Below are 20,567 nucleotides of genomic sequence, written 5' to 3'. Positions count from 1 at the left end.
GGGCCTCCTCAGGCGCGCAGGGAGAAGGTCGAGGCGGAGATCTCCTCGGCGAAGGTGCCGGTCGTGGCGAAGGAGATGACCTCGTCCACCGCATGGGCGGAGAGACGGCCCAGCTCCGTGCCCACGGACCCGGCGATGTGCGGGGTGAGGAACGCGTGGGGGTGCGTGCGAAGACGTGAGCCCAGGGGGAGAGGCTCCTCCTCGGCGACGTCGAGCAGCGCGGTCACGTCCCCGTCGTCGAGGCGGTCGGCGAGGGCGTCCTGGTCCACGAGCTCGCCACGGGCGGTGTTGACGAAGGTGGTCCCCGGCCGCATGCGACGCAGCAGCTCGCGGTCGATCATGCGGGAGGTCGAGGGCAGCAGCGGGGCGTGCAGGGAGATGATGTCGCTGCGCTCCATGAGCTCGGGGAGGGGCACGAGGGCCACACCGAGCTCCCGGGCCTGGGCGGGGGTGAGCGTGGGATCGGCGAGGACGACGTCGAGGTCGAAGGCGCGCAGGCGCTCGATGACGAGCCGGCCCACGCTCGAGGCGCCGATGATGCCGACGGTGCGGGAGCGGATGCCGACGGCGGGCCAGCTGCCCTCGAGGTCGATCTCCGCGGCGCCCTCGCGCAGTCGCTGCGCGGCCCAGAAGGCGCGCTTCGCGCCGAGCACGATCAGCGCCACGGTGAACTCGGCGACGGGGATCGCGTTGACGCTCGCGCTCGAGCTCACCGCGATGCCGCGGCGGTAGACCTCGTCCGTGACGAGGGTGCGCACGGTGCCGGCGGAGTGGGCGATCGCGCGCAGGGCGGGGATCTCGTCCAGGAGCGCCGCGTCGAGCACGGGGGAGCCCCAGCCGGTCACGAGGATCTCGACCTCGGAGAGGAGCGCGGCGTCCTGCGCATCGATGCGCAGGGGACGGTCCGCGAGCAGGCGCAGGGCGGGATGGGACTCGAGCCGCTGCAGGTCGACCTGCCCGAAGACCCGTCGGAACGTCTCCTCGGGAAGGAGTATCCCGACGCTGCGACGGGATGCGGAGGCGTGATCGGTCATGGGGTGTGTCTCCTCGTTCGGTGGCCCCGTCATCTCACCGGCTCCCGAACGACCACGTCAACCATCACCGTGCGATCGAACAGATACCGATCACCGGCAGGGTGCGGCCGTCGAGGCGCGGACCGCGAGCGAGGGGCGCACGGCCACGTGACGTGCGGCGAGACCGGCCTGGGCGCCGCTCGAGAGCCGATCGAACACGAGCCCCACCGCGATCCGGCCCACGTCCCGGCGCGGCGGGGAGACCGCGGTGAGCGGCACCGCGGCGAGCTCCGCGATCTCGTCGTCGTAGGAGATCAGCGACAGGTCCCCGGGGATCTCGAGCCCGGTCTCGAGCGCCGTGCCGAGGAAGTCCGCCGCGTAGTGGTCGGAGTGCACGAGCAGCGCCGTGACCCCGGCCTCGAGCGCCCGGTCCAGGCAGCGTCGGGACTGCGCGGCCGTGTCCTCACCCTCCTCGATGACGATCACGGGGGCGTCGCCGGGAAGGCCCCGGCGCTCGAGCGCCCGTGCGAAGCCCGGGCGCAGCGCTCCGGCGGTGGGGGTGTCGTAGGTGAACATGCCGATCCGCTCGTGGCCGAGCTCGACGAGGTGGCCGACGGCGAGGGCGGCGCCCGCGGCGTGGTCCGTGCGCACCGACTCGAGCACGGCGCCCTCGGTCTCCTCGGCGACGCCGCGCTCGACCATGACGACCGGCAGGCCGCAGTCGACGAGGCGCTCGCGCAGCGCCGGGTCGTCGGCGGAGGCGCTGGTCACGAGCAGGGCATCGGCGCCGCCGGCGATCAGGCGCTCGAGCTGGACGCGCTCGCGGTCGGGGTCGTAGCGGGAGACGCCGAGCATCATCCGGCCGCCGAGCTCACGGGTGCGCTCGAGGGCGCCGTCCACGACGGTGGGGAAGTAGTAGCTGGGGTCGGGGCTCAGCACACCGAGCGTGAACAGCGCCCCGCCCTCGGGATCCGCATCCGGGCCGCGGCGCGCCGAGGGCCGGTGGCGGACGGTCGTGGAGGGCGGCACCTCGATCGCCTCGGCGCCGCCGTGGATCCGTCGCAGGGCGCCGGCGTCGGCGAGCTCACGGAGGTCGCGGCGCACGGTCATGGGGGAGATCCCCATGCGCGCGGCGAAGTCCGCGACGGAGACGGTGCCGTGCATCCGCAGCTCCATGAGGATGCGCTCCTGGCGCCCCGGGACGTTCATGAGGACTCCTGTTCGAGTTATGTGCGAGTGATCGAAGGTGATTGACCGTGATCGTAGCGGTTGCGTTCACTGTCCAGCACCCGGGCCACCGCGACGAGGCGCGCCCGAGCGGGACGGCCGAGTGGCCGATCCCCAGGTCAGGACAGAACCGTCCCGTGAGCGAGGGAGCCACATGACCGTCAGGACACCGACAAGGCCGCCGGGCACCGGCGTGCTCCGGCGCGCCGCCGCACGCCGCGACACCGGCGCCGCGATCCCGCGGCGCACCGTGCCGTGGGCGCAGCGGCTGCGCCGCGACTACCCGCTCGCGCTCATGGTCGCCCCCGCGGTGATCCTGCTGCTGCTGTTCGTGTACGTGCCGCTGCTGGGCAACGTCATCGCGTTCATGGACTACCAGCCCTACATCCCGATCCTGCAGAGCCCGTGGGCGGGGCTGTCCAACTTCACCGCCCTGTTCACCGACGCCGCCTTCTGGGCCGCGGTCGTCAACACCCTCGAGATCACAGCGATCCAGCTCGTGCTCTTCTTCCCGGTGCCGATCGCGCTCGCGCTGCTCATCCACTCGCTCGTGTGGCCGTGGCTGCGCGCGGTCGTGCAGTCGGTGCTCTACCTCCCGCACTTCCTCTCCTGGGTGATCGTCGTGGGGTTCTTCCAGCAGAGCCTGGGCTCCGCCGGCATCATCAACCGCTGGCTGCGCGAGCTGGACATCCACACGATCAACATCCTCGCGGAGCCCTCGACCTTCAAGCTCCTGCTCTCCGCACAGGTCATCTGGAAGGACGCCGGCTGGGGCACGATCATCTTCCTCGCCGCGCTCGCCGCGATCGACGACTCCCTCTACGAGGCCGCCGCGATCGACGGCGCCGGCGCCTGGGGCCGGTTCTGGCACGTGACGCTCCCGGGCATCCGCCCGATCATCGTGCTGCTGCTGATCCTCCGGCTCGGCGACGCGCTGAGCGTCGGCTTCGAGCAGATCATCCTCCAGCGCAGCGCCGTCGGACCGGGCGCCGCGGAGGTCCTGGACACCTACGTCTACTACCACGGCGTGATCGACGGGAACTGGTCCACCGGCATCGCCGCCGGACTCATCAAGGGACTCGTCGGCCTCGTGCTGATCCTCGCGGCCAACAAGGCCGCCCACATGCTCGGCGAGCAAGGAGTGTATGCGAAGTCATGAGCACCGTCGTGCGGCCCGTGTGGGCCGGAAAACCCCAGCCCGTCGTCCTCCTGCTGAAGGCGCTCGCGATCCTCGTCGCCCTCACCGTCGTGCTCTTCCCGTTCCTCATGGTCATCTCCACGAGCCTGTCCAGCGCAGCGGACGTCACCGCCGCCGGCGGCTACGTGCTCTGGCCCCGCTCGGTGACCTTCGAGGCCTATGAGCAGATCCTCTCCGGGGGTCTCGTCACCCGGGCGATCCTCGTGACCGCCGCCGTCACCGCGGTCGGCACCACGATCAGCGTCGCCTCGACGGTGCTCGCCGCCTGGGCGCTCAGCCGGCCCTCGTTCTTCCAGCGGCCCGTGCTGATGTTCGTGCTGCTGACGTTCCTGTTCTCCCCGGGCATGATCCCGCTGTACCTCATGGTCAAGCAGCTCGGACTGCTGGACAGCCTGTGGTCGCTGATCCTGCCCTCGGCGTTCAGCGTCTTCAACATGATCGTCGTGCGCGGCTTCATGATGGGCATCCCGCAGGAGCTCGTGGACAGCGCCAAGATCGACGGCGCCGGCGAGCTGCGGATCCTGCTGCGGATCATCCTCCCGCTCTCCCGCGCCGTGATCGCCGTGGTCGCCCTGTTCTACGCCGTCGGCTACTGGAACTCCTTCTTCAACGCGATGCTCTACATCGACGACACCTCGAAGTGGACGCTCCAGCTGGTGCTGCGCACCTACGTGCTGCAGGGCTCCTCCCTCGTCGAGGCGAGCACGGACTCCGTGACACCGCCCGCCCAGTCGATCCAGATGGCCGTCGTGATGATCGCGATCATCCCGATCCTGTGCGCCTACCCGCTCGTCCAGCGCCACCTCACCAAGGGCGTGCTCACCGGCGCCGTCAAGGGCTGACACCACCGCGCGTCCCGCCCGTCGGCCCTGCCCGTCGGCCCCGCAGACCCCACCGCTCCACCATCCGCCATCCGATCACAGGAGTTCACCATGTCCGCATCCCTGCACGCCTCCGACCGTTCCCAGCGCGCCGTCACCCGGCGCCGCGCCCTCACCGGGGCCGCCGTCGGCATCGCCGGCATCGCCGGTGCCGGGGCCCTCGCCGGCTGCGGCGGCTCCGCCGCGACCGAGGAGATCGCCACCGAGCTCGCCGCCGTCCCCACCTACACGCCCGTCACCGGCGGCCCCACCCCGGACCTCCCCGGCGACGAGAACGTCCAGCCCGTCTACTTCGAGGCGCCCCAGGAGGCGGACCTCTTCACCTCGGTCGCCGAGGCGCAGCTGCCGCACACCACGGATCCCGTCTCCGCCTTCGTCATCTCCTACGCCCCGCCGGCGCCCTCCTCCAACAGCTACCTCGAGGAGGCCCGGAAGCGGCTGGACACCGACCTCGAGGTGCAGATCGTCTCCTCGGAGAACTTCAGCGCCAAGTTCGCGACCGTCATGGCCGGCGGCGACATCCCCGACATGGTCGAGTTCCTCGCCTTCGACATGCCCACCAATGCGCCGCAGCTCCTGGACGCCCAGTTCACCGACCTCTCCGAGCTGCTCGGCGGGGACGCGATCGCGGAGTACCCGAACCTCGCCAACATTCCCAGCTCCTCGTGGGAGAACTGCCGGGTCAACGGCCGCATCTACGGCACCCCCGTGCACCGGCCGCCGTTCGGCAGCATCCTCGTCACTCGCACCGACCTCGTCGAGGAGCTCACCGGCGAGGCGCCCGCCCCCTCCTCGAAGGACGAGTTCACCGCCCTGCTGGACGCGGTGACCGACGCGAAGGCCGGTCGCTGGGCGCTGTGCGGGCAGACCGCCGGCGACAGCGTGGACTGGGGCTACGACTTCATGGCCGCGATGTTCGGCGTGCCCAACGGCTGGGGCCTCGTGGACGGGAAGCTCGTCCACAAGTTCGAGCACGAGGGCTACCTCGAGATGGCGTCGTACATCAAGGAGATGCACGACGCCGGGTACTACCACCCCGACACCCCGAGCATGTCCGGCTCACAGGCGAAGACCAACATCGCGAACGGGAGCGTGCTCATGCACCTCGACGGGATCTCCGCGCTGCTGGACACCTCGCTCCCCGAGGGAACCGCGACCGGCGCGATCGTCCCCTTCGCGGCCGACGGTGGCGCCGGGATCATCTACCAGGGCAGCTCGCTGTTCTCCTTCACCGCGCTCAAGAAGGCGGAGGAGGGCCGCATCCTCGAGCAGCTCAAGGTCCTCAACTACCTCGCCGCGCCCTACGGCAGCGAGGAGGGCTTCTTCCTCCAGTACGGGAAGAAGGGCGAGCACTTCGAGCGCGCGGGCGACGGCTCGATCTCTGTGACCGACGCCGGCACCGCCCAGATCGGCCCGACCTCCCTGAACAGGATCTCCGCGCCGCCGCAGATCCTCACCTCCGCCGTGCGGATCGACGACCAGCTGCGCCGCTCCCACGCCTGGCAGGAGGACTCCTCCCCGATGCTGCTCAAGAGCGCGGTCGCGGGCCTCTACTCGCCGACGGCCGCCAAGAACTCCTCCGCCGCGGGTGCCGTGATGACCGCGCTGGACGAGTACATCCTGGGCCGCGGTTCCCTCGACGCGGTAAAGGAGGCGACCTCGACCTGGACCACCCAGAGCGGCGACACGATCCGCGCGGAGTACGAGGAGCAGCTCTGAGCTCTCCCTGCTCCTGCCGTTCCCGCCGCTCGGCCCCACTCCCGGCCGACACCTCGATCCCTGTCCCGTCCCCTGATCCGCTCCCCGGACCCTCCGGGGTGTTCTCGAAGGAGAGAACCATGACCAGCGCATCCCGCATCCCCCGTCGCAGCATGCTCGGCATGGGCGCCGCCGCGGCCACCGCCGGCGCCGGCCTGCTCGCCGCCCCCGCCGCCCAAGCCGCCCCGCCCGGCCGCACCCTCGCCCTCGCGGCGGACACCACCAGCATCCTGCGCAACCCCCTCACCGGATGGGTGCTGTACGGCACCGGGTCCCCGTCGGCCGACTACTGGACGACCTACGACGCCCTCGAGATCGAGGGGCGGGACGAGCCCGTGCGCGTCGCCGACCACGCCCAGACCCTCTACATGCGCCTCAGCTGGACCGTGCTGAACCCCGAGGAGGGCGTCTACGGCTGGGACGTGCACGAGGGCCTGCGCAGCATGATCCAGGGCGCCCGCGAGCGGGACCTCCGCCTCGCCTTCCGGGTGGTCGTCGACAGCCGCGACAAGTCCAGCGACTTCACCCCCGCCTGGGTACGCGCGGCCGGCGCCGAGGGCTACGAGACCCAGACCGGTTCGAGGACCGTGTGGACCCCCTACCCGGACGACCCGGTGTTCCGGTCGAGCTACGAGACCTTCCTCGAGGCCTTCGCCGCGCGCTTCGACGACCCCGACGAGGTCGCCTTCATCGACGCCTACGGCCTGGGCAAATGGGGAGAGGGGCATTCGATGCGCTACCTCGACCCCGCGAACCGGGCGGACGTCTTCCACTGGAACATCGACCTGTACCACCGGCTCTTCGACCACGTCCCGCTCGCGATCAACTACCACCGCATGATCGGCGCGGCCGGCGACTGGGGGCCCGCGGATCCCGACTCCCGGGGCCTGCTCGAGTACGCCTTCGAGAAGGGGTGCATGCTGCGCCACGACGCCTTCGGCATGAGCGTCTACTACGGGCAGTGGGAGCGGGACCTCGCCGCGGAGTGGATCGGCCGGCGGCCGATCGTCTTCGAGGGCGGCTGGGTCACCAAGCAGCACGACTTCTCGGTGGATCCTCGCGGCTACGAGACCGTCGAGGACGTGCGCCGCGGCGAGTACGAGGACGCCGTCGAGGCCCACGTGAACATGCTCGACTTCCGGATGGGGGAGACCGAGTCCTGGTTCCGGGACGTCCCCGACCTCGTCGCGGACTTCGAGTCCCAGGGCGGCTACCGCCTGCAGCTCGAGCAGGTGGTCCTGCCGCCGGCCGAGCGCGCGGGCAGCTGCACGATACGGCATCGCTGGACGAACCTCGGCTGGGGCATGTTCCCCAACGACCTCCCGCAGTGGGGGCACCGGTACCGGGTCGCCTTCGCCCTGCTGGACGCCGCGGACCACCGGGTGCTGCGCACCTATGTGGACGAGGAGGCGGAGCCGTCGGACTGGCTGCGCGGGGACCACGCCGACCACGATCTCGCGGTCACGCTCGAGCCCGGTGCGGGCGAGCGGAGGGTCTGGGCGGTCGCGATCGTGGACACCACGAAGGACGGTGCCCCGGCGATCGCCATCGCCTCGCACGGGGAGGTCACCGACGACGGGTGGCTGCTGCTCACCGGGGACTGAGAGGAGAAGGCTCGTGGAGGGCGGAGGATCAGCCGCGGGCCGGGCGCCAGCCGGCGCAGGGCGGCGGTGCCGGGGTGATGCCCCGGCGCCGCCGCCGGAGCCGGTGCGGGGTCGCCTGGGAGGGAGGCGTGCCGCTGCCCCGATCGCCCGTCGACTCGGGGGTGGGCTCATCCTGCTGTGAGGTCATGGCACGATTCTCTATCCTTGCCCGGACAATCGACGCCCGTGTGATCACACCGTGATGAAGGGGCCCATGCGAGCGGTCGGGGAGGGCCTCCGCGGCCGTGTCGCTGTGACGACGGGCACGATCGGTGGAGGATGGGGCGATGTCCCGGCCCAACATCCTGCTCGTCGATCCTCACCGGCACCTACAGCCACGTGAACCGGGCCTGCTCGATCTACTCCCAGTTCGACCATCGGGTGGGGACCTTCCCCGAGGTGCTCCACGACGCGAGCTACCAGACGGCCGTCCACGGCAAGTGGCACCTGGGGACCTCCGAGGCCTCGCTCCCGCGCGGCATGGACGACTGGTCGATCTTCCCGGAGCAGGGCGCCTACGTCGACCCGGTGATGATCGGCCCCGCAGGGGAGGAGACGGTCCCGGGCTACGCGACGGACAGGTCACCTCCCGCAGCATCGACTTCCTGGACCGTCGCGATCCCGAGCGGCCCTTCTGCCTCCTCGTCCACCACAAGGCGCCCACCGCCCCTGGATCCCGCACCCCCGCTACGAGGGGCGCTACACGGAGGGCACGATCCCCGAGCCGGAGACCATTGCCGACGACCACGCCGGCCGCAGCGCATCGGTGCGGCGCGTCGCGATGCGCCTGGACGACCTCACCCTCACCGACGTCAAGGAGCCGGTGCCGCCCGAGCTCGAGGGGGAGGAGCGCTGCGCCGAGCGCTCCTCCTGGAAGTACCAGCGGTACATGCGCGACCACCTCCGCTGCGTGCAGGCGGTCGAGGACTCCGTGGGCGAGCTGCTCGACTACCTCGACGAGCACGACCTCGCCGAGAACACCCTGGTCATCTACACCTCCGGCCAGGGGTTCCTCCTCGGCGACCACGGCTGGTTCGACAAGCGGCCCATGTTCGACGAGTCGTTCACCATGCCCTTCGTGGTGCGGTGGCCGGACGGGATCCCGGCGGGCACCCGGGTCGAGGAGATGGTCACCAACGTCGATGTCGCCGCGACCCTGCTCGAGGCCGCCGGCATCTCACCCACCGCGCTCCCGGAGCAGCAGGGGCGCAGCTTCCTGCCGCTGCTGCGGGGCGAGCGCGTCGAGGACTGGCCCGAGGCCGGCTACTACCGCTACTGGGAGCACGACGACCCCGAGCACCACGCCCCCGCCTACTACGGGGTGCGCACCCGCACCCACACCTACGTCCATTACTACAACGACGGGCCCGGCACCCCTGGAGTGGCCCCGCTGACCTGCCCGTGCGAGGGCTCTACGATCGCCGCATGAGCAACCCCGTCCTCCCGCGCGGCATCCTCCTGCTGATCGGCCTCGCCGCGGCCTGGCTGGTCCTCGCGGGGCTCCAGGAGCTGGCCTCCCTCGTCGTGCCGGTCTTCCTCGCGCTGAACCTCATGATCGCGGCGCACCCGCTCGCGGCGGTGATCGAACGGGCGGGGGCGCCACGGGTGCTCGGATCGATCGCGGCGATGCTCGCGGTGCTGCTCGCCCTCGCCGCGTTCTTCCTCTCGATCACGTGGGCGGTGCGCACCCTCGTGCTCGAGCTCCCCGGCTACTCGGACTCCTTCGACGCGCTGCTGCAGAGCTCGCTCGACGCGCTCGCCGGGGTGGGCGTGAGCCAGGACCAGATCAGCACCTGGCTCGCGCAGTTCAACTTCTCGAGCCTGTTCGGCCTGCTCAACCAGGCGCTGTCCTCGGTGAGCGCGATCGGCGCCCTCGTCGCCGCGGCCGTCGCGACGATCATCTTCTTCGGCATGGACGCGGCCGGTCTGCCGGAGCGGATGGCGGTCGTCGAGCGCACGCACCCGCGCTTCGCCCACGCCCTCGTGGACTTCTCCCGGGCCGTGCGCACCTACTGGATCGTGACGACCGTGTTCGGCGTCGTCGTCGCCGTGATCGACGGCCTCGCCCTGTGGGCGCTCGGGGTGCCCCTGCCCGCGGTGTGGGCGGTGCTGCTGTTCGTGTGCAACTACATCCCCAACATCGGCTTCCTCATCGCGATGGTGCCGCCCACGCTCATGGCGCTGCTCGCGCAGGGCCCGTGGACGGCGGCGCTCGTGGTCGCCGTGTGCGTCGTCGTCGCGATGCTCCTGCAGGGCCTCGTGCAGCCGCGCGTCACGGGCCGCGCGGTGGGGCTCGCGCCGAGCATCTCGTTCCTCTCGGTGCTCTTCTGGTCCTGGGTGCTCGGGGCGGCCGGGGCGCTGCTCTCGGTGCCGATGACCCTGCTCGTGAAGGAGCTGTTCCTCGACGCGGACCCGTCGGCCCGCTGGCTGAACGCCTTCGTCGCGGACACGCCGCGCGCGGCGGTCGAGTCGCCGAGCGAGCGGATCGGGGAGCGGGCCGACGAGCCCGCCGACGGCACAGCCGCCGACGGCCCCACCGGGGAGGGCGTCAGCGACGCGGACGCGCCCGCAGCAGCGAGCGCGCCACCAGCCCCGCCAGCAGCGCCCAGAACGCCGCGCTGATCCCGGCGACCGCGATGCCGGAGGCGGCGACAAGCAGGGTGATCCCCGCGGGCAGCTGCTCCTCCTCGCGCGCGAGCGCCCCCTTCACCGCAGCGACGAAGGTGCCCAGCAGCGCGAGCCCCGCGACGGCGGGGACGACGCCCTCCGGGGCGAGGGCCACGAGCTGCGCGGCCGCCGAGGCGAGCACGCCGAGGACGACCATGACGATCCCCGAGGTGAGGCTCGCGATCCAGCGGCGCGAACGGTCCTCCCCGGCTCCCGGCCCGGCCGCGAGGGCCGCGCTGATCGCGGCGAGGTTGATGCCGTGCCCGCCGAGCGGCGCCCCCAGCAGGGAGCCCCCGCCCGTGACGAGCATGGCGGGTCGCCACGGGACCTCGTAGCCGAGGCTGCGCAGCACCGCGACGCCCGGCACGTTCTGCGAGGCCATGGTGACCAGGTACAGCGGCAGCGCGATGCCGATCACGGCGCCCGGGGTGAGCCGCGGCGCGGTGAGCTCGAGATGACCGGCGAGGGCGCCGGCCGGCAGGGACCCGCCCGTCGACACGAGATGCACCACGATGACGACGGCCGCCGCGGCGAAGGCGATCGGGGAGGCCCAGCGGGGCGCGAGCCGCAGCGCGAGCAGCCACACGATCACGACGGGCGCGACCTCGAGCGGGTTCGCCGCGAGGCCCAGCACCGGCTCGAGGCACAGCTGGAGGAGCACCCCGGCGAGCATCGCCTGCGCGAGCGCCGGCGGGATCCGCGCCATGAGGTCCGCGAGGGCGGGCACCAGCCCGGTGAGCACGATGAGCACGGCGACGAGCGCGAAGGCGCCCACCGCGGCGGGCCAGCCGCCCTCGACGGTGCCGGTCGCGGCGAGCAGCGCGGCGCCGGGGGTGGACCAGGCGACCGTGATCGGCAGCCGTGTCATGAGCGAGAGCACGATCGAGCCAAGACCCATGAGCACGCTCACCGCGGTGAGCCCGCTCGCTGCCTGCGCGGGACTCGCGCCCACGGCCTCGAGGCCGGTGAGGACGACGACGAAGGAGCTCGTGAAGGCGACGAGGGCGGAGATCGCTCCGGCGCTGAGCGGGGCGGCGTGACCGGAGGGCATGGGCGCGACGATAGCGGGGGAGGAGGGGCCGCGGCGGGGCGAGTCCGCGCAGGTGACGGTCCTGTGACCCGAACTGCGACGAGGTCGGGACAATCCGCGAGGATCCGAGTACCGTCGACGGGGTCAGGCATTACGCTCCACCGACGGAAGGATCGTCATGATGTCCACCAGCTCATCCTCGAAGGCGTCAGCGAAGACCACCCCCACCGAGAACGCCGAGAGCGGGTTCCTGGCGGACGACGCGCTCGCCAAGAACCTCCAGGCGGTCCTCGTGGACCTCACCGCCCTGCACCTCGTGGGCAAGCAGGCGCACTGGAACATCGTCGGCCCCAACTTCCGGGACCTGCACCTGAACCTCGACGAGGTCGTCGCGATCGCCCGGGACAGCTCCGACGACGTCGCCGAGCGCATGCGCGCCCTCCATGCCACGCCCGACGGCCGCCCCGACGTGGTCGCCGAGCAGACCTCGCTCGCCGAGTTCCCCGCCGGGGAGGTGCTCACCCATGACGCGATCGACCTCATGACCGCCGCCGTCGAGCAGACGGTGCGCACGATGCGCACCGTGCACGACGAGGTCGACGAGGCGGATCCGACGAGCGCGGACATCCTCCACGGCATCATCGAGAAGCTCGAGCAGCAGGCCTGGTTCCTCTCCGCGGAGACCCGGAAGCCCGCGAGCTGACTCCTCCGTGACCGGACCCCGGCCGTTCGCCGGGCCGGTGTGTCGCGGCGATCAGAAGCGGGGGAGCGCACCCTCGACGAGCAGATCCACGATCGGCTGATCCGCCTCGGGCCAGTCCCGCTCCGCGAGCGCGTCACGATCCAGCCATGCGAGCTCGTCGTGATCGGTGGAGCCCGCGGGGCGGGCGCCGAGCACGCGCGCCCAGTAGCAGTCCAGGTGCAGCTCGCGCCCGCCCGCGCCCGTGGTGCCGCGGCCGATCAGCCACCCCACCCGGGTCTCGACGCCGAGCTCCTCGCGCAGCTCCCTCCGTAGCGCCTCCTGCGGGGACTCGCCCGGCTCAATCTTGCCGCCCGGGAACTCCCAGCGCCCGGCCTCGCGCAGGCCGGCGCGCCGCCGCGCCGCGAGGACCCGGTCCTGCGCGTCCACGAGCACCGCGCCCACCACGCGCAGCGGCGCCGCCGGTTCCTCCTCGGCGTCGTCGGGATCGAACTCCTCCCGCTCCGCGTGGCCGTGGTCGTGCTCCCACCAGGTCCAGCCGCAGGAGGTGCACTCACGATCGGGGCCGAGCCCGAGGCATCCGTCCCAGCGCACCCAGTGCGGGGAGGACTCCATGACGCCGGCGAGCGGGAGGCCGATCACGTGCAGCAGCACCTCCGGGCTCTCGCAGCGGGGGCAGGTGCCGCGGTGCCAGGCAGGATCGGTCGCGTTCATGGGGACAGTCTCGCGCAGGGGTGGGACACCCGGTGGGCGCCGCCGATCGGGGTCGGCGGCGTCAGCAGGTCCGGGCAGCGCCGACGGCCTCTGCCCGCTGCGGGGGGCAGCAGCGTCGTGCGGGGCTCCGCGCCCGCCTCCCGCAGCAGCCGCACTCGCTCGCGCACCGCGAGCACCGAGACGCCTGCCCGAGGCACCGGGAGCCGAACTGCGGCACGATGGCCCCATGGCTGACGCAGAACAGACCCTCACCTCCACCGAGATCGCCGCGTCCCTGCCCAGCGGCTGGACGCAGAGCGGCGAGAGCATCACCGCCGGCTACGACACCGGTGACTTCGCCACCGGTCTCGACCTCGTGAACCGCATCGGCGCGGCCGCGGAGGCCGCGGCGCACCATCCCGACCTCACCCTCACCTATCCCTCCGTGACCGTGACGCTCACGAGCCACGACGTCGGCGGGGTGACCCGGCGCGACCTCGACCTCGCGGAGATCGTCGCCCAGCACGCCGCGACGCTCGGGGTCTCACCGGCCCACGGGTGAGCGGCGCCGGGCGACCCGCCCGCGCCCCGGGGCCTCACCTCCGACGGCGGCAGGGGCGACATCGCGCTCCCGCCCACCACCGGCGGCCCGACGACCAGCTGGGCGGCGCCTCCCCGACGGACGCCGCCGTGGTCGGCAACCTCGACGCCTTCGCCCGCTTCCCGAAGATCGACGAGGCCGGGCTGACCTCCGCCGATGCCTGCGCGCGCACCGACCGCGCCCCGCTCATGGTGCTCCGCGACCGGGACCTCGCCCCTGAAGGGGAGCACGGCCACCTCCGCGAGACCTGCTGAGTGCGGCGCCGCGCGGCATCCAGGACTGAGACCCCAGATCACGAGAAGGTCACGGCGCCCTCCCGGGCTTCGTGTCCCCGGGACCAGAGCCCACGATGGCCGCACCCCGTTGCAGGCGCACGGGACATGTGAACACTCCCCTTCTCGCTGAGGAGCTGCCATGTCCTCCCTCTCGCCCGCCGAGCTCGTCGACCGCCTCGCCGCCGTCGGCGCCTCCAAGGTCTCCTACACCCGCACGCAGACCCTGGTGCGCTCCTACATGGGGGCCGCGATCCTCACCCTCGGCGCCGCGTTCGCGGTCACCGTCTCGACCCAGACCGGTCAGCCGCTGCTGGGCGCGCTGCTCTTCCCCGTCGGCTTCATCCTCCTGTACCTGCTCGGGTACGACCTGCTCACGGGGGTGTTCACGCTCCTCCCGCTCGCGATGATGATGCGGCGCAAGGAGGTCACCTGGGGCGCGATGCTCCGCACCTGGGGCCTCGTGTTCCTCGGCAACCTCGGCGGGGCGATCACCGTCGCCGTGCTCATGGCGATCTACTTCACCTACGGCTTCTCCGCACCGCCGAGCCCCGTCGGCGAGGCGATCGGCGAGATCGGCCACGGGCGGACCGTCGGCTACGCCGACCACGGCGCCGCCGGCATGCTGACCCTGTTCGTGCGCGGCGTGCTGTGCAACTGGATGGTCTCCACCGGCGTCGTCGTCGCCTTCCTCAGCAAGGACCTCCTGGGCCGGATCATCGCGATGTGGATGCCGATCATGCTCTTCTTCTACATGGGCTTCGAGCACTCGATCGTCAACATGTTCCTGTTCCCATCGGGCCTGCTCCTCGGCGCCGACTTCACCCTCACCGACTACCTCGTGTGGAACGAGATCCCGACCGTGCTCGGCAACCTCGTGGGCGGCGTGACCTTCGTGGCCGTCCCCCTGTACCTCGCCCACGGCCGCCGCTCGGCCGCGAAGGCGGCGGAGGCCGCCCCCGGCAGCGTGGCCCTCGCCCCGCAGTCCGAGCTCGTGGGGGCCACCCGATGAGCGCCCGCATCGTCGTCATCGGCGCCGGCATGGTGGCGCACCGGTTCGTCGACTCCCTCGTCACCCGCGCGGAGGAGAAGCTCGAGGTGACCGTCCTCGGCGACGAGTCCTGCCACCCCTACGACCGCGTCGGGCTCACCCGCTTCTTCGACGGCGCCACGGCGGAGGACCTCACCCTTCCCGCGACGATCTTCGAGGACCCGCGCATCACCCTCCACAGCGGCGACGCCGCGACCGCGATCGACCGCGAGGCGCGCACGGTTACCACGGCCGCCGGCACGGTCCACCCCTACGACCATCTGGTCCTCGCCACGGGCTCCTACGCGGCCCGGCCGCCGGTCCAGGGCGCCGAGCTCGACGGCTGCTTCGTCTACCGCACCCTCGGCGACGTCGAGGGGCTGCGCGCCCACGTCGCCCGGCGCTCCGCGGAGCTCAGCCGGCCCGCGCGCGGCGTCGTCATCGGCGGCGGGCTCCTGGGCCTCGAGGCCGCCGGCGCCCTGCAGGGCATGGACGCCGAGGCGACCGTCGTACAGTCCGGCGACCGGCTGATGTCCGCCCAGCTGGACCTGCCCGCGGGCGGCGTCCTCCAGCGGCTCATCGAGCAGCGCGGCATCGCCGTGCGCACCCGCTCGCGCACCTCCGCGGTGCTCGCGGGGGAGGACGGCGAGGTGCGCGCGGTCGCCTTCGCGGACGGCTCCGAGGTCGAGGCCGACGTCGTCGTCCTCACCGTCGGCGTCCGCCCCCGCGACGAGCTCGCCCGCGCCGCCGGTCTGGACTGCCACGAGCGCGGCGGCGTCACCATCGACGCCGGCTGCGTGACCTCGGATCCCGCGGTCCTCGCGATCGGCGAGGTCGCCTCCTTCGACGGGCAGTGCGTGGGCCTCGTCGCCCCCGGCTACGCGATGGCGGAGGTCGCCTGTGACCGCATCCTCGGCGGGGAGGCGACCTTCGGCGGCTACGACCTCTCCGCGAAGCTCAAGCTCTCCGGTGTGGAGGTCGCGAGCTTCGGCGACGCCTTCGCGACGACCCCCGGCGCCCTCGACGTCGTCTACACCGACCCCGTGGGCGGCGTGCACAAGAAGCTCGTGCTCTCCGACGACGCGAAGACCCTGCTGGGCGGCATGCTCGTGGGCGACGCCTCCGCCTACGGCGCGCTGCGCCCGCTCGTGGGCAGCGCGCTCGGCGCCGACCCCGCCGCCTATCTCCTGCCCGCCGACGCCGCCGCCCCCACGGCCGAGCTGCCCGACGAGGCCGTGGTCTGCTCGTGCTCCTCGGTGACCGCCGGGACGATCCGCGACGCCGTCCGCGTCGACGGCTGCACGGACCCCGCCGAGGTCACCGCCTGCACGAAGGCCGGCGCCACCTGCGGCTCGTGCCTGGTCATGGTGAAGAGCCTCGTCGGCACCGAGCTCACCCGCATGGGCCGCACGGTCTCCACGGCCCTGTGCGAGCACTTCGAGCTCTCCCGCCGCCAGCTCTTCGACGCCGTCCGCGTCTCGGAGCTGACCACCTTCAGCGCCGTCATCGAGCGGTTCGGCCGGGGTCGCGGCTGCGACATCTGCAAGCCGGTCCTCGCGAGCATCCTCGCGGTCCTCACCCCGAGCCACGTGCTCGACGGCGAGAACGCGACCCTCCAGGACACCAACGACCACGTCATGGCGAACATGCAGAAGGACGGCACCTACTCGGTGGTCCCGCGGATGCCCGGCGGCGAGGTCACCCCGGAGGGGCTCATCGTCGTCGGCGAGGTCGCCCGGGACTTCGGCCTGTACACGAAGATCACCGGCGGCCAGCGGGTGGACATGTTCGGCGCGCGGCTCGAGGAGCTGCCGCTGATCTGGCAGCGGCTCGTCGACGCCGGCTTCGAGTCCGGCCACGCCTACGGCAAGTCCCTGCGCACCGTGAAGTCCTGCGTGGGCTCCGCCTGGTGCCGCTACGGCGTGCTCGACTCCACCGGCATGGCCGTCCGGCTCGAGCTGCGGTACCGGGGCCTGCGGGCGCCGCACAAGTTCAAGCTCGGCGTCTCCGGCTGCGCGCGCGAATGCGCCGAGGCACGCGGCAAGGACGCGGGCATCATCGCGACCGCCCAGGGCTGGAACCTGTACGTGGGCGGCAACGGCGGTGCGACCCCGCGGCACGCCGAGCTGCTCGCCGAGGGGCTGGACGACGACACCCTCATCCGCACCCTGGACCGGTACTTCATGTACTACATCCGCACCGCGGACAAGCTCCAGCGCACCGCGCCCTGGCTCGAGGCCCTCGACGGCGGCATCGACGGCCTCCGCGAGGTCGTCATGGAGGACTCGCTCGGCATCTGCGCGGACCTCGACGCGGCGATGGACCGCCACGTCGAGCACTACGAGGACGAGTGGGCGGCGACCCTCGCCGACCCCGCGAAGCTCGCCCGCTTCAGCTCCTTCGTGAACGCCCCGACCACCCCCGACCCGTCCCTGGCCTACGTCCCCGAGCGCGGCCAGGTGCGCCCCGCACGTCCCGATGAACGACGATCCGGCGAGGTCCTCATCGCCGGCACTACCCTGGAGGTACGACGATGAGCACGCAGACCCTCTCCCCGGCCACCCGCTCGAGCACCGAGTGGACGCGCGTGTGCGCGCTCGGCGACCTCGAGGTGGAGCGCGGCCGCGCCGCCCTCGTGGACGGCGACCAGGTGGCCCTGTTCCTCCTGCCCGACGGAAGCCTCCATGCCCTCGACAACCACGACCCCTACAGCGGGGCGAACGTCATCTCCCGCGGGATCGTCGGCACGCGCGGCAGCCGGGCCACCGTCGCCTCGCCCATGTACAAGCAGGTCTTCGACCTCCGCTCGGGCACTTGCGTGGACCCCCGCGGCAAGGAGCACCGGCGCCTGCACGTGTGGCCGATCGAGGACCGCGGCGGCGAGGTCTACCTGCTGCGCGGCGGCGCGCGATGACCCTGCTGCTCGGCGTCGCCCTCGGGGGGCGCACGGTGCTCCTCGTGGGCGGGGGAGAGGTCGCGGGGCGCCGCGCCCGACGGCTCCTCGACGAGGGCGCCCGGGTGCGGGTCGTCGCCCCGCGGCTCGACCCGGTGCTCGCCGACCTGGCCGCGCGCGGCCGGATCACGTGGACCCCGCGCACCTACCGGCGCCGTGACCTGCGCGGCGCCTGGCTCGTGCACGCGGCGACCGGCCGCCCCGCCGTGGACCGTCAGGTCGCCGCGGACTGCGAGCGACGCCGCCTCCTCTGCACGAACGCCTCCCAGGCGGGACACGGCACCGCGCGACTCGCCGCGCAGACCACCGCCGGGGACGTGGCCGTCGGCGTCGTCTCCGCCGTCGGCGCCGACCCCCGCCGCTCGATGGCCGTGCGCGACGGGATCTCCCTGCTCCTCGCGGAGGGCGCGCTGCCCCTGCAGCCCCGCCGGCCCGCCGCGAGCGGGAGCGTCGCCCTCGTGGGCGGCGGGCCCGGCCCGCTCGACCTCCTGACCGTCCGCGCCCGACGCCTGCTCGCCGAGGCCGACGTCGTCGTCGCGGACCGGCTCGGCCCGGGCGAGGCCGTCGCGGAGATCCTCGGCGCCCGCACCCGGATCATCCCGGTGGGCAAGCATCCCGGTCACCACCCCGTGCCGCAGGCGGAGATCAACCGGATCCTCGTCGAGGAGGCGAGCGCGGGACACCGCGTGGTGCGCCTCAAGGGCGGGGACCCGTTCGTGCTGGGCCGCGGCGGGGAGGAGTACACCGCCTGCCTCGCCGCCGGGATCGCGGTCGACGTGGTCCCCGGGATCACGAGCGCGATCGCCGTCCCCCAGGCCGCCGGCATCCCCGTCACCCAGCGCGGCACCGCGACCGCCCTGCACGTGGTGAGCGGGCACGACGCCCTCGGCCCGCTCGGCGCGAGCCCGGCGACCCTCGCCGCCCTCGCCGACCCCGCCGTCACGACGATCGTGCTCATGGGCGTCGCCGCGCTGCCCGGTCTCGTCGGAGCGGCCCTCGAGCACGGGGTGCCCGCCGCACGGCCCGTCGCCGTCGTCGAGAACGGTCACACCCCGCAGCAGCGCACCACCCGCACCACCCTCGGCGAGGCGGAGCGCGCCGTGCGCGAGGCCGGGGTGCGCAGCCCGGCCGTCGTCGTCATCGGCGAGGTCGCCCGCGAGGGCCTGCTGCTGCCCGTCCCCCTCACCGCCCCCGCCGCCGGCACGGCGACGCCGGGCCCGACCACCCCCAGGGAGCTCATCACGTGACCACCGCCCCCGCCATGCTCTCGACGACCCTCCGCGGCCGTCGCATCGTGCTCGCCCTGGACCGGCGGGCCGAGGACCTCGCCGCCGCCCTCGAGCGGCACGGCGCCGAGATCCACCACGCCCCGGCGCTGAGCATGATCCCGCACGTCGACGATCCGCAGCTGCTCGCCACGACCCGTGAGCTGCTCGCCGATCCGCCGTCGATGCTCGTGGTGACGACGGGGGTGGGCCTGCGGGGCTGGTTCGAGGCGGCGGAGTCCGCGGACGTCGACGAGCGGCTGCGGGAGGCCCTCGCCGGGGCGAGCGTCATCGCGCGCGGGCCCAAGGCGCGCGGTGCCGCCCAGCAGGCCGGGCTCGCCGTCGACTGGGTCGCGGAGAACGGCACCTCCGCCGAGATCGCCGAGCACCTGTCCACCCTCGACCTCCAGGGTGTGCGGGTCGCCGTCCAGCACCACGGCTCCGGGGCCGACGGCCTCGACGAGCACCTCGCCGCGCTCGGCGCCGAGGTCGTGAACCTCACCGTCTACCGCTGGGGACCGCCGCGCGACCCCGCCGCCGTGCACCGCTCCGTGCTCGAGGCGAGCCGCGGCGAGGTCGACGCCGTGCTCTTCACCGCCGCCCCCGGCACCGAGAACTGGCTGCAGGCCGCGGAGGCCGCCGGTGTCATGCCCGGCATCACGGAGCACGCGGAGGCCGGTGACCTGCTGTTCGCCGCCGTCGGCCCGCTCACCGCCGGGCCGCTCGTGGATCGCGGCCTGCCCGCCCTGCTCCCCGAGCGCAGCCGCATGGGGGCGCTCGTGCGCGCCGTCGTCCAGCACTACACGTCCGACGTCGCCGACGCCCCCGCCGACCCCGCCGGTCCCCGAGGAGGGAACCCGTCATGAGCATCGTCATCGCCTGCTCCCACGGCACGCGCTTCGCCGAGGGCCGCGCCGAGATCGCCCGCGTGCGCGAGGCCCTCGCCGCCGCGCTCCCCGGAGACACGGTCCTCGAGGCCTTCGTCGACGTCGAGCAGCCCGAGGTCGCCGACGTCGTCGCCCGCGCCGTCGCCACCGCGCGCGAGTCCGCCCCGGCATCCGAGGACGACACCGCCCGCAGCGCCGAGGTGGTCGTCGTGCCCCTGCTGCTCTCCACCGGGTTCCACACCGGCGTCGACATCGCGGGATCTGTCGAGCCGTGGCCCGAGGCCGTCGCCGCCGCCCCCATCGGGCCGCACCCGCGGCTCGTCCTCGCCCTCCGCGACCGCATCGCGGACCTCTCCGGGAACGACGCCGGCCACCGGCCCGGCGACCATGTGGTCCTCGCGGCCGCCGGCTCCTCGGACCCCGCCGCCGCCGTGGCCGTCCGCCAGATGCGGGACCTGCTCGCCCGCTGGCTGCCCTGCCCGGTGACCATCGGCTACGGGGCCGGCGCCGCGCCGTCGATCCCGGACGCCGTGGACTGCGCACGCTCCTCCGGTGCGCGGCGCGTGATCGCCGTGAGCTACGTGCTCGCCCCCGGGCACTTCGCGAACCTCGTCACCGCCGCCGGCGCGGACCTCACGACGGCACCGCTCGGCGCGCACCCGGCCGTCGTCGACGTGCTCGTCGAGCGCCGCCGCGCCGCCGCCTCGATCACCGCGGGGCCGCTCGCCGCGGTCTGACCGGCCCGGTCC

19 protein-coding genes are annotated in these 20,567 nt (G+C 73.0%); 15 read left to right on the top strand and 4 right to left on the bottom strand.

The features are described 5' to 3' along the window. Positions 1 to 8: 8 nt before the first annotated feature. Together ABD080_RS12390 and ABD080_RS12385 are read right to left on the bottom strand one after the other, a co-directional pair. Positions 9 to 1,034 carry a hydroxyacid dehydrogenase gene (locus ABD080_RS12390; RefSeq protein ID WP_343905286.1) on the bottom strand — a complete coding sequence of 342 codons (1,026 nt, stop codon included), beginning with the start codon at positions 1,032 to 1,034 and terminating at the stop codon, positions 9 to 11. A gap of 90 nt (positions 1,035 to 1,124) precedes the next feature. Further along, a complete protein-coding gene (locus ABD080_RS12385; protein ID WP_343905284.1) occupies positions 1,125 to 2,222 on the bottom strand; it encodes a substrate-binding domain-containing protein in 1,098 nt (365 codons plus the stop codon). A gap of 172 nt (positions 2,223 to 2,394) precedes the next feature. Here ABD080_RS12385 and ABD080_RS12380 point away from each other — a divergent pair, with 172 nt between their 5' ends. The 6 genes from ABD080_RS12380 (at position 2,395) to ABD080_RS12355 (ending at position 10,342) form a co-directional block, all read left to right on the top strand. Beyond that, complete coding sequence (locus ABD080_RS12380; protein ID WP_137770620.1) at positions 2,395 to 3,399, top strand: ABC transporter permease; 1,005 nt, start codon at positions 2,395 to 2,397, stop codon at positions 3,397 to 3,399. Then, entirely contained in the window at positions 3,396 to 4,280 is an 885-nt protein-coding gene (locus tag ABD080_RS12375; protein WP_137770621.1) for a carbohydrate ABC transporter permease, read from the top strand. Before ABD080_RS12380 ends, ABD080_RS12375 begins: the two co-directional genes overlap by 4 nt. A gap of 90 nt (positions 4,281 to 4,370) precedes the next feature. Then, a complete protein-coding gene (locus tag ABD080_RS12370; protein ID WP_343905282.1) occupies positions 4,371 to 6,038 on the top strand; it encodes an extracellular solute-binding protein in 1,668 nt (555 codons plus the stop codon). A 119-nt stretch (positions 6,039 to 6,157) separates the two neighbouring features. After that, positions 6,158 to 7,681, top strand: a complete 1,524-nt coding sequence (locus tag ABD080_RS12365; protein ID WP_343905280.1) for a DUF4832 domain-containing protein — start codon at positions 6,158 to 6,160, stop codon at positions 7,679 to 7,681. 673 nt (positions 7,682 to 8,354) lie between these two features. Continuing rightward, a complete protein-coding gene (locus ABD080_RS12360) occupies positions 8,355 to 9,149 on the top strand; it encodes a sulfatase/phosphatase domain-containing protein (protein ID WP_343906098.1) in 795 nt (264 codons plus the stop codon). Further along, a complete protein-coding gene (locus ABD080_RS12355) occupies positions 9,146 to 10,342 on the top strand; it encodes an AI-2E family transporter (protein WP_137770624.1) in 1,197 nt (398 codons plus the stop codon). Before ABD080_RS12360 ends, ABD080_RS12355 begins: the two co-directional genes overlap by 4 nt. Here ABD080_RS12355 and ABD080_RS12350 read toward each other — a convergent pair. After that, positions 10,269 to 11,438: a benzoate/H(+) symporter BenE family transporter gene (locus tag ABD080_RS12350; protein ID WP_343905277.1), complete on the bottom strand. Its 1,170-nt coding sequence runs from the start codon at positions 11,436 to 11,438 to the stop codon at positions 10,269 to 10,271. The genes ABD080_RS12355 and ABD080_RS12350 overlap by 74 nt on opposite strands. 160 nt (positions 11,439 to 11,598) lie before the next feature. Here ABD080_RS12350 and ABD080_RS12345 point away from each other — a divergent pair, with 160 nt between their 5' ends. Beyond that, a complete protein-coding gene (locus ABD080_RS12345) occupies positions 11,599 to 12,120 on the top strand; it encodes a Dps family protein (protein ID WP_343905275.1) in 522 nt (173 codons plus the stop codon). A gap of 51 nt (positions 12,121 to 12,171) precedes the next feature. Here ABD080_RS12345 and ABD080_RS12340 read toward each other — a convergent pair whose 3' ends face one another. Next, positions 12,172 to 12,831 (bottom strand): (deoxy)nucleoside triphosphate pyrophosphohydrolase, encoded by a 660-nt coding sequence (locus ABD080_RS12340; protein ID WP_240811092.1) that lies wholly within the window; start codon positions 12,829 to 12,831, stop codon positions 12,172 to 12,174. A 226-nt stretch (positions 12,832 to 13,057) separates the two neighbouring features. Between ABD080_RS12340 and ABD080_RS12335 the strand changes: the two genes are divergently transcribed. From ABD080_RS12335 to ABD080_RS12300, 8 genes are all read left to right on the top strand, one after another. Then, entirely contained in the window at positions 13,058 to 13,372 is a 315-nt protein-coding gene (locus tag ABD080_RS12335; RefSeq protein ID WP_137770627.1) for a 4a-hydroxytetrahydrobiopterin dehydratase, read from the top strand. Between the two features lie 128 nt (positions 13,373 to 13,500). After that, a complete protein-coding gene (locus tag ABD080_RS12330; RefSeq protein ID WP_168198080.1) occupies positions 13,501 to 13,665 on the top strand; it encodes a hypothetical protein in 165 nt (54 codons plus the stop codon). A 160-nt stretch (positions 13,666 to 13,825) separates the two neighbouring features. Next, positions 13,826 to 14,695 (top strand): formate/nitrite transporter family protein, encoded by an 870-nt coding sequence (locus tag ABD080_RS12325; protein ID WP_137770628.1) that lies wholly within the window; start codon positions 13,826 to 13,828, stop codon positions 14,693 to 14,695. Beyond that, positions 14,692 to 17,250 carry a nitrite reductase large subunit NirB gene (gene nirB, locus ABD080_RS12320; RefSeq protein ID WP_137770629.1) on the top strand — a complete coding sequence of 853 codons (2,559 nt, stop codon included), beginning with the start codon at positions 14,692 to 14,694 and terminating at the stop codon, positions 17,248 to 17,250. Before ABD080_RS12325 ends, nirB begins: the two co-directional genes overlap by 4 nt. Then, positions 17,247 to 17,627, top strand: a complete 381-nt coding sequence (gene nirD / locus ABD080_RS12315; protein ID WP_137770630.1) for a nitrite reductase small subunit NirD — start codon at positions 17,247 to 17,249, stop codon at positions 17,625 to 17,627. Before nirB ends, nirD begins: the two co-directional genes overlap by 4 nt. Continuing rightward, a complete protein-coding gene (gene cobA / locus ABD080_RS12310) occupies positions 17,624 to 18,913 on the top strand; it encodes a uroporphyrinogen-III C-methyltransferase (RefSeq protein ID WP_137770631.1) in 1,290 nt (429 codons plus the stop codon). The genes nirD and cobA overlap by 4 nt, the downstream gene beginning before the upstream one ends. Further along, positions 18,910 to 19,797, top strand: a complete 888-nt coding sequence (locus tag ABD080_RS12305) for a uroporphyrinogen-III synthase (protein WP_343905267.1) — start codon at positions 18,910 to 18,912, stop codon at positions 19,795 to 19,797. The genes cobA and ABD080_RS12305 overlap by 4 nt, the downstream gene beginning before the upstream one ends. Then, positions 19,794 to 20,555 carry a sirohydrochlorin chelatase gene (locus tag ABD080_RS12300; RefSeq protein ID WP_137770632.1) on the top strand — a complete coding sequence of 254 codons (762 nt, stop codon included), beginning with the start codon at positions 19,794 to 19,796 and terminating at the stop codon, positions 20,553 to 20,555. The genes ABD080_RS12305 and ABD080_RS12300 overlap by 4 nt, the downstream gene beginning before the upstream one ends. The last annotated feature ends 12 nt before the right edge of the window (positions 20,556 to 20,567 follow it).

Source organism: Brachybacterium rhamnosum, assembly GCF_039526185.1.
Lineage (GTDB): Bacteria > Actinomycetota > Actinomycetes > Actinomycetales > Dermabacteraceae > Brachybacterium > Brachybacterium rhamnosum.
This window is presented reverse-complemented; position numbering and strand designations above follow the sequence as displayed.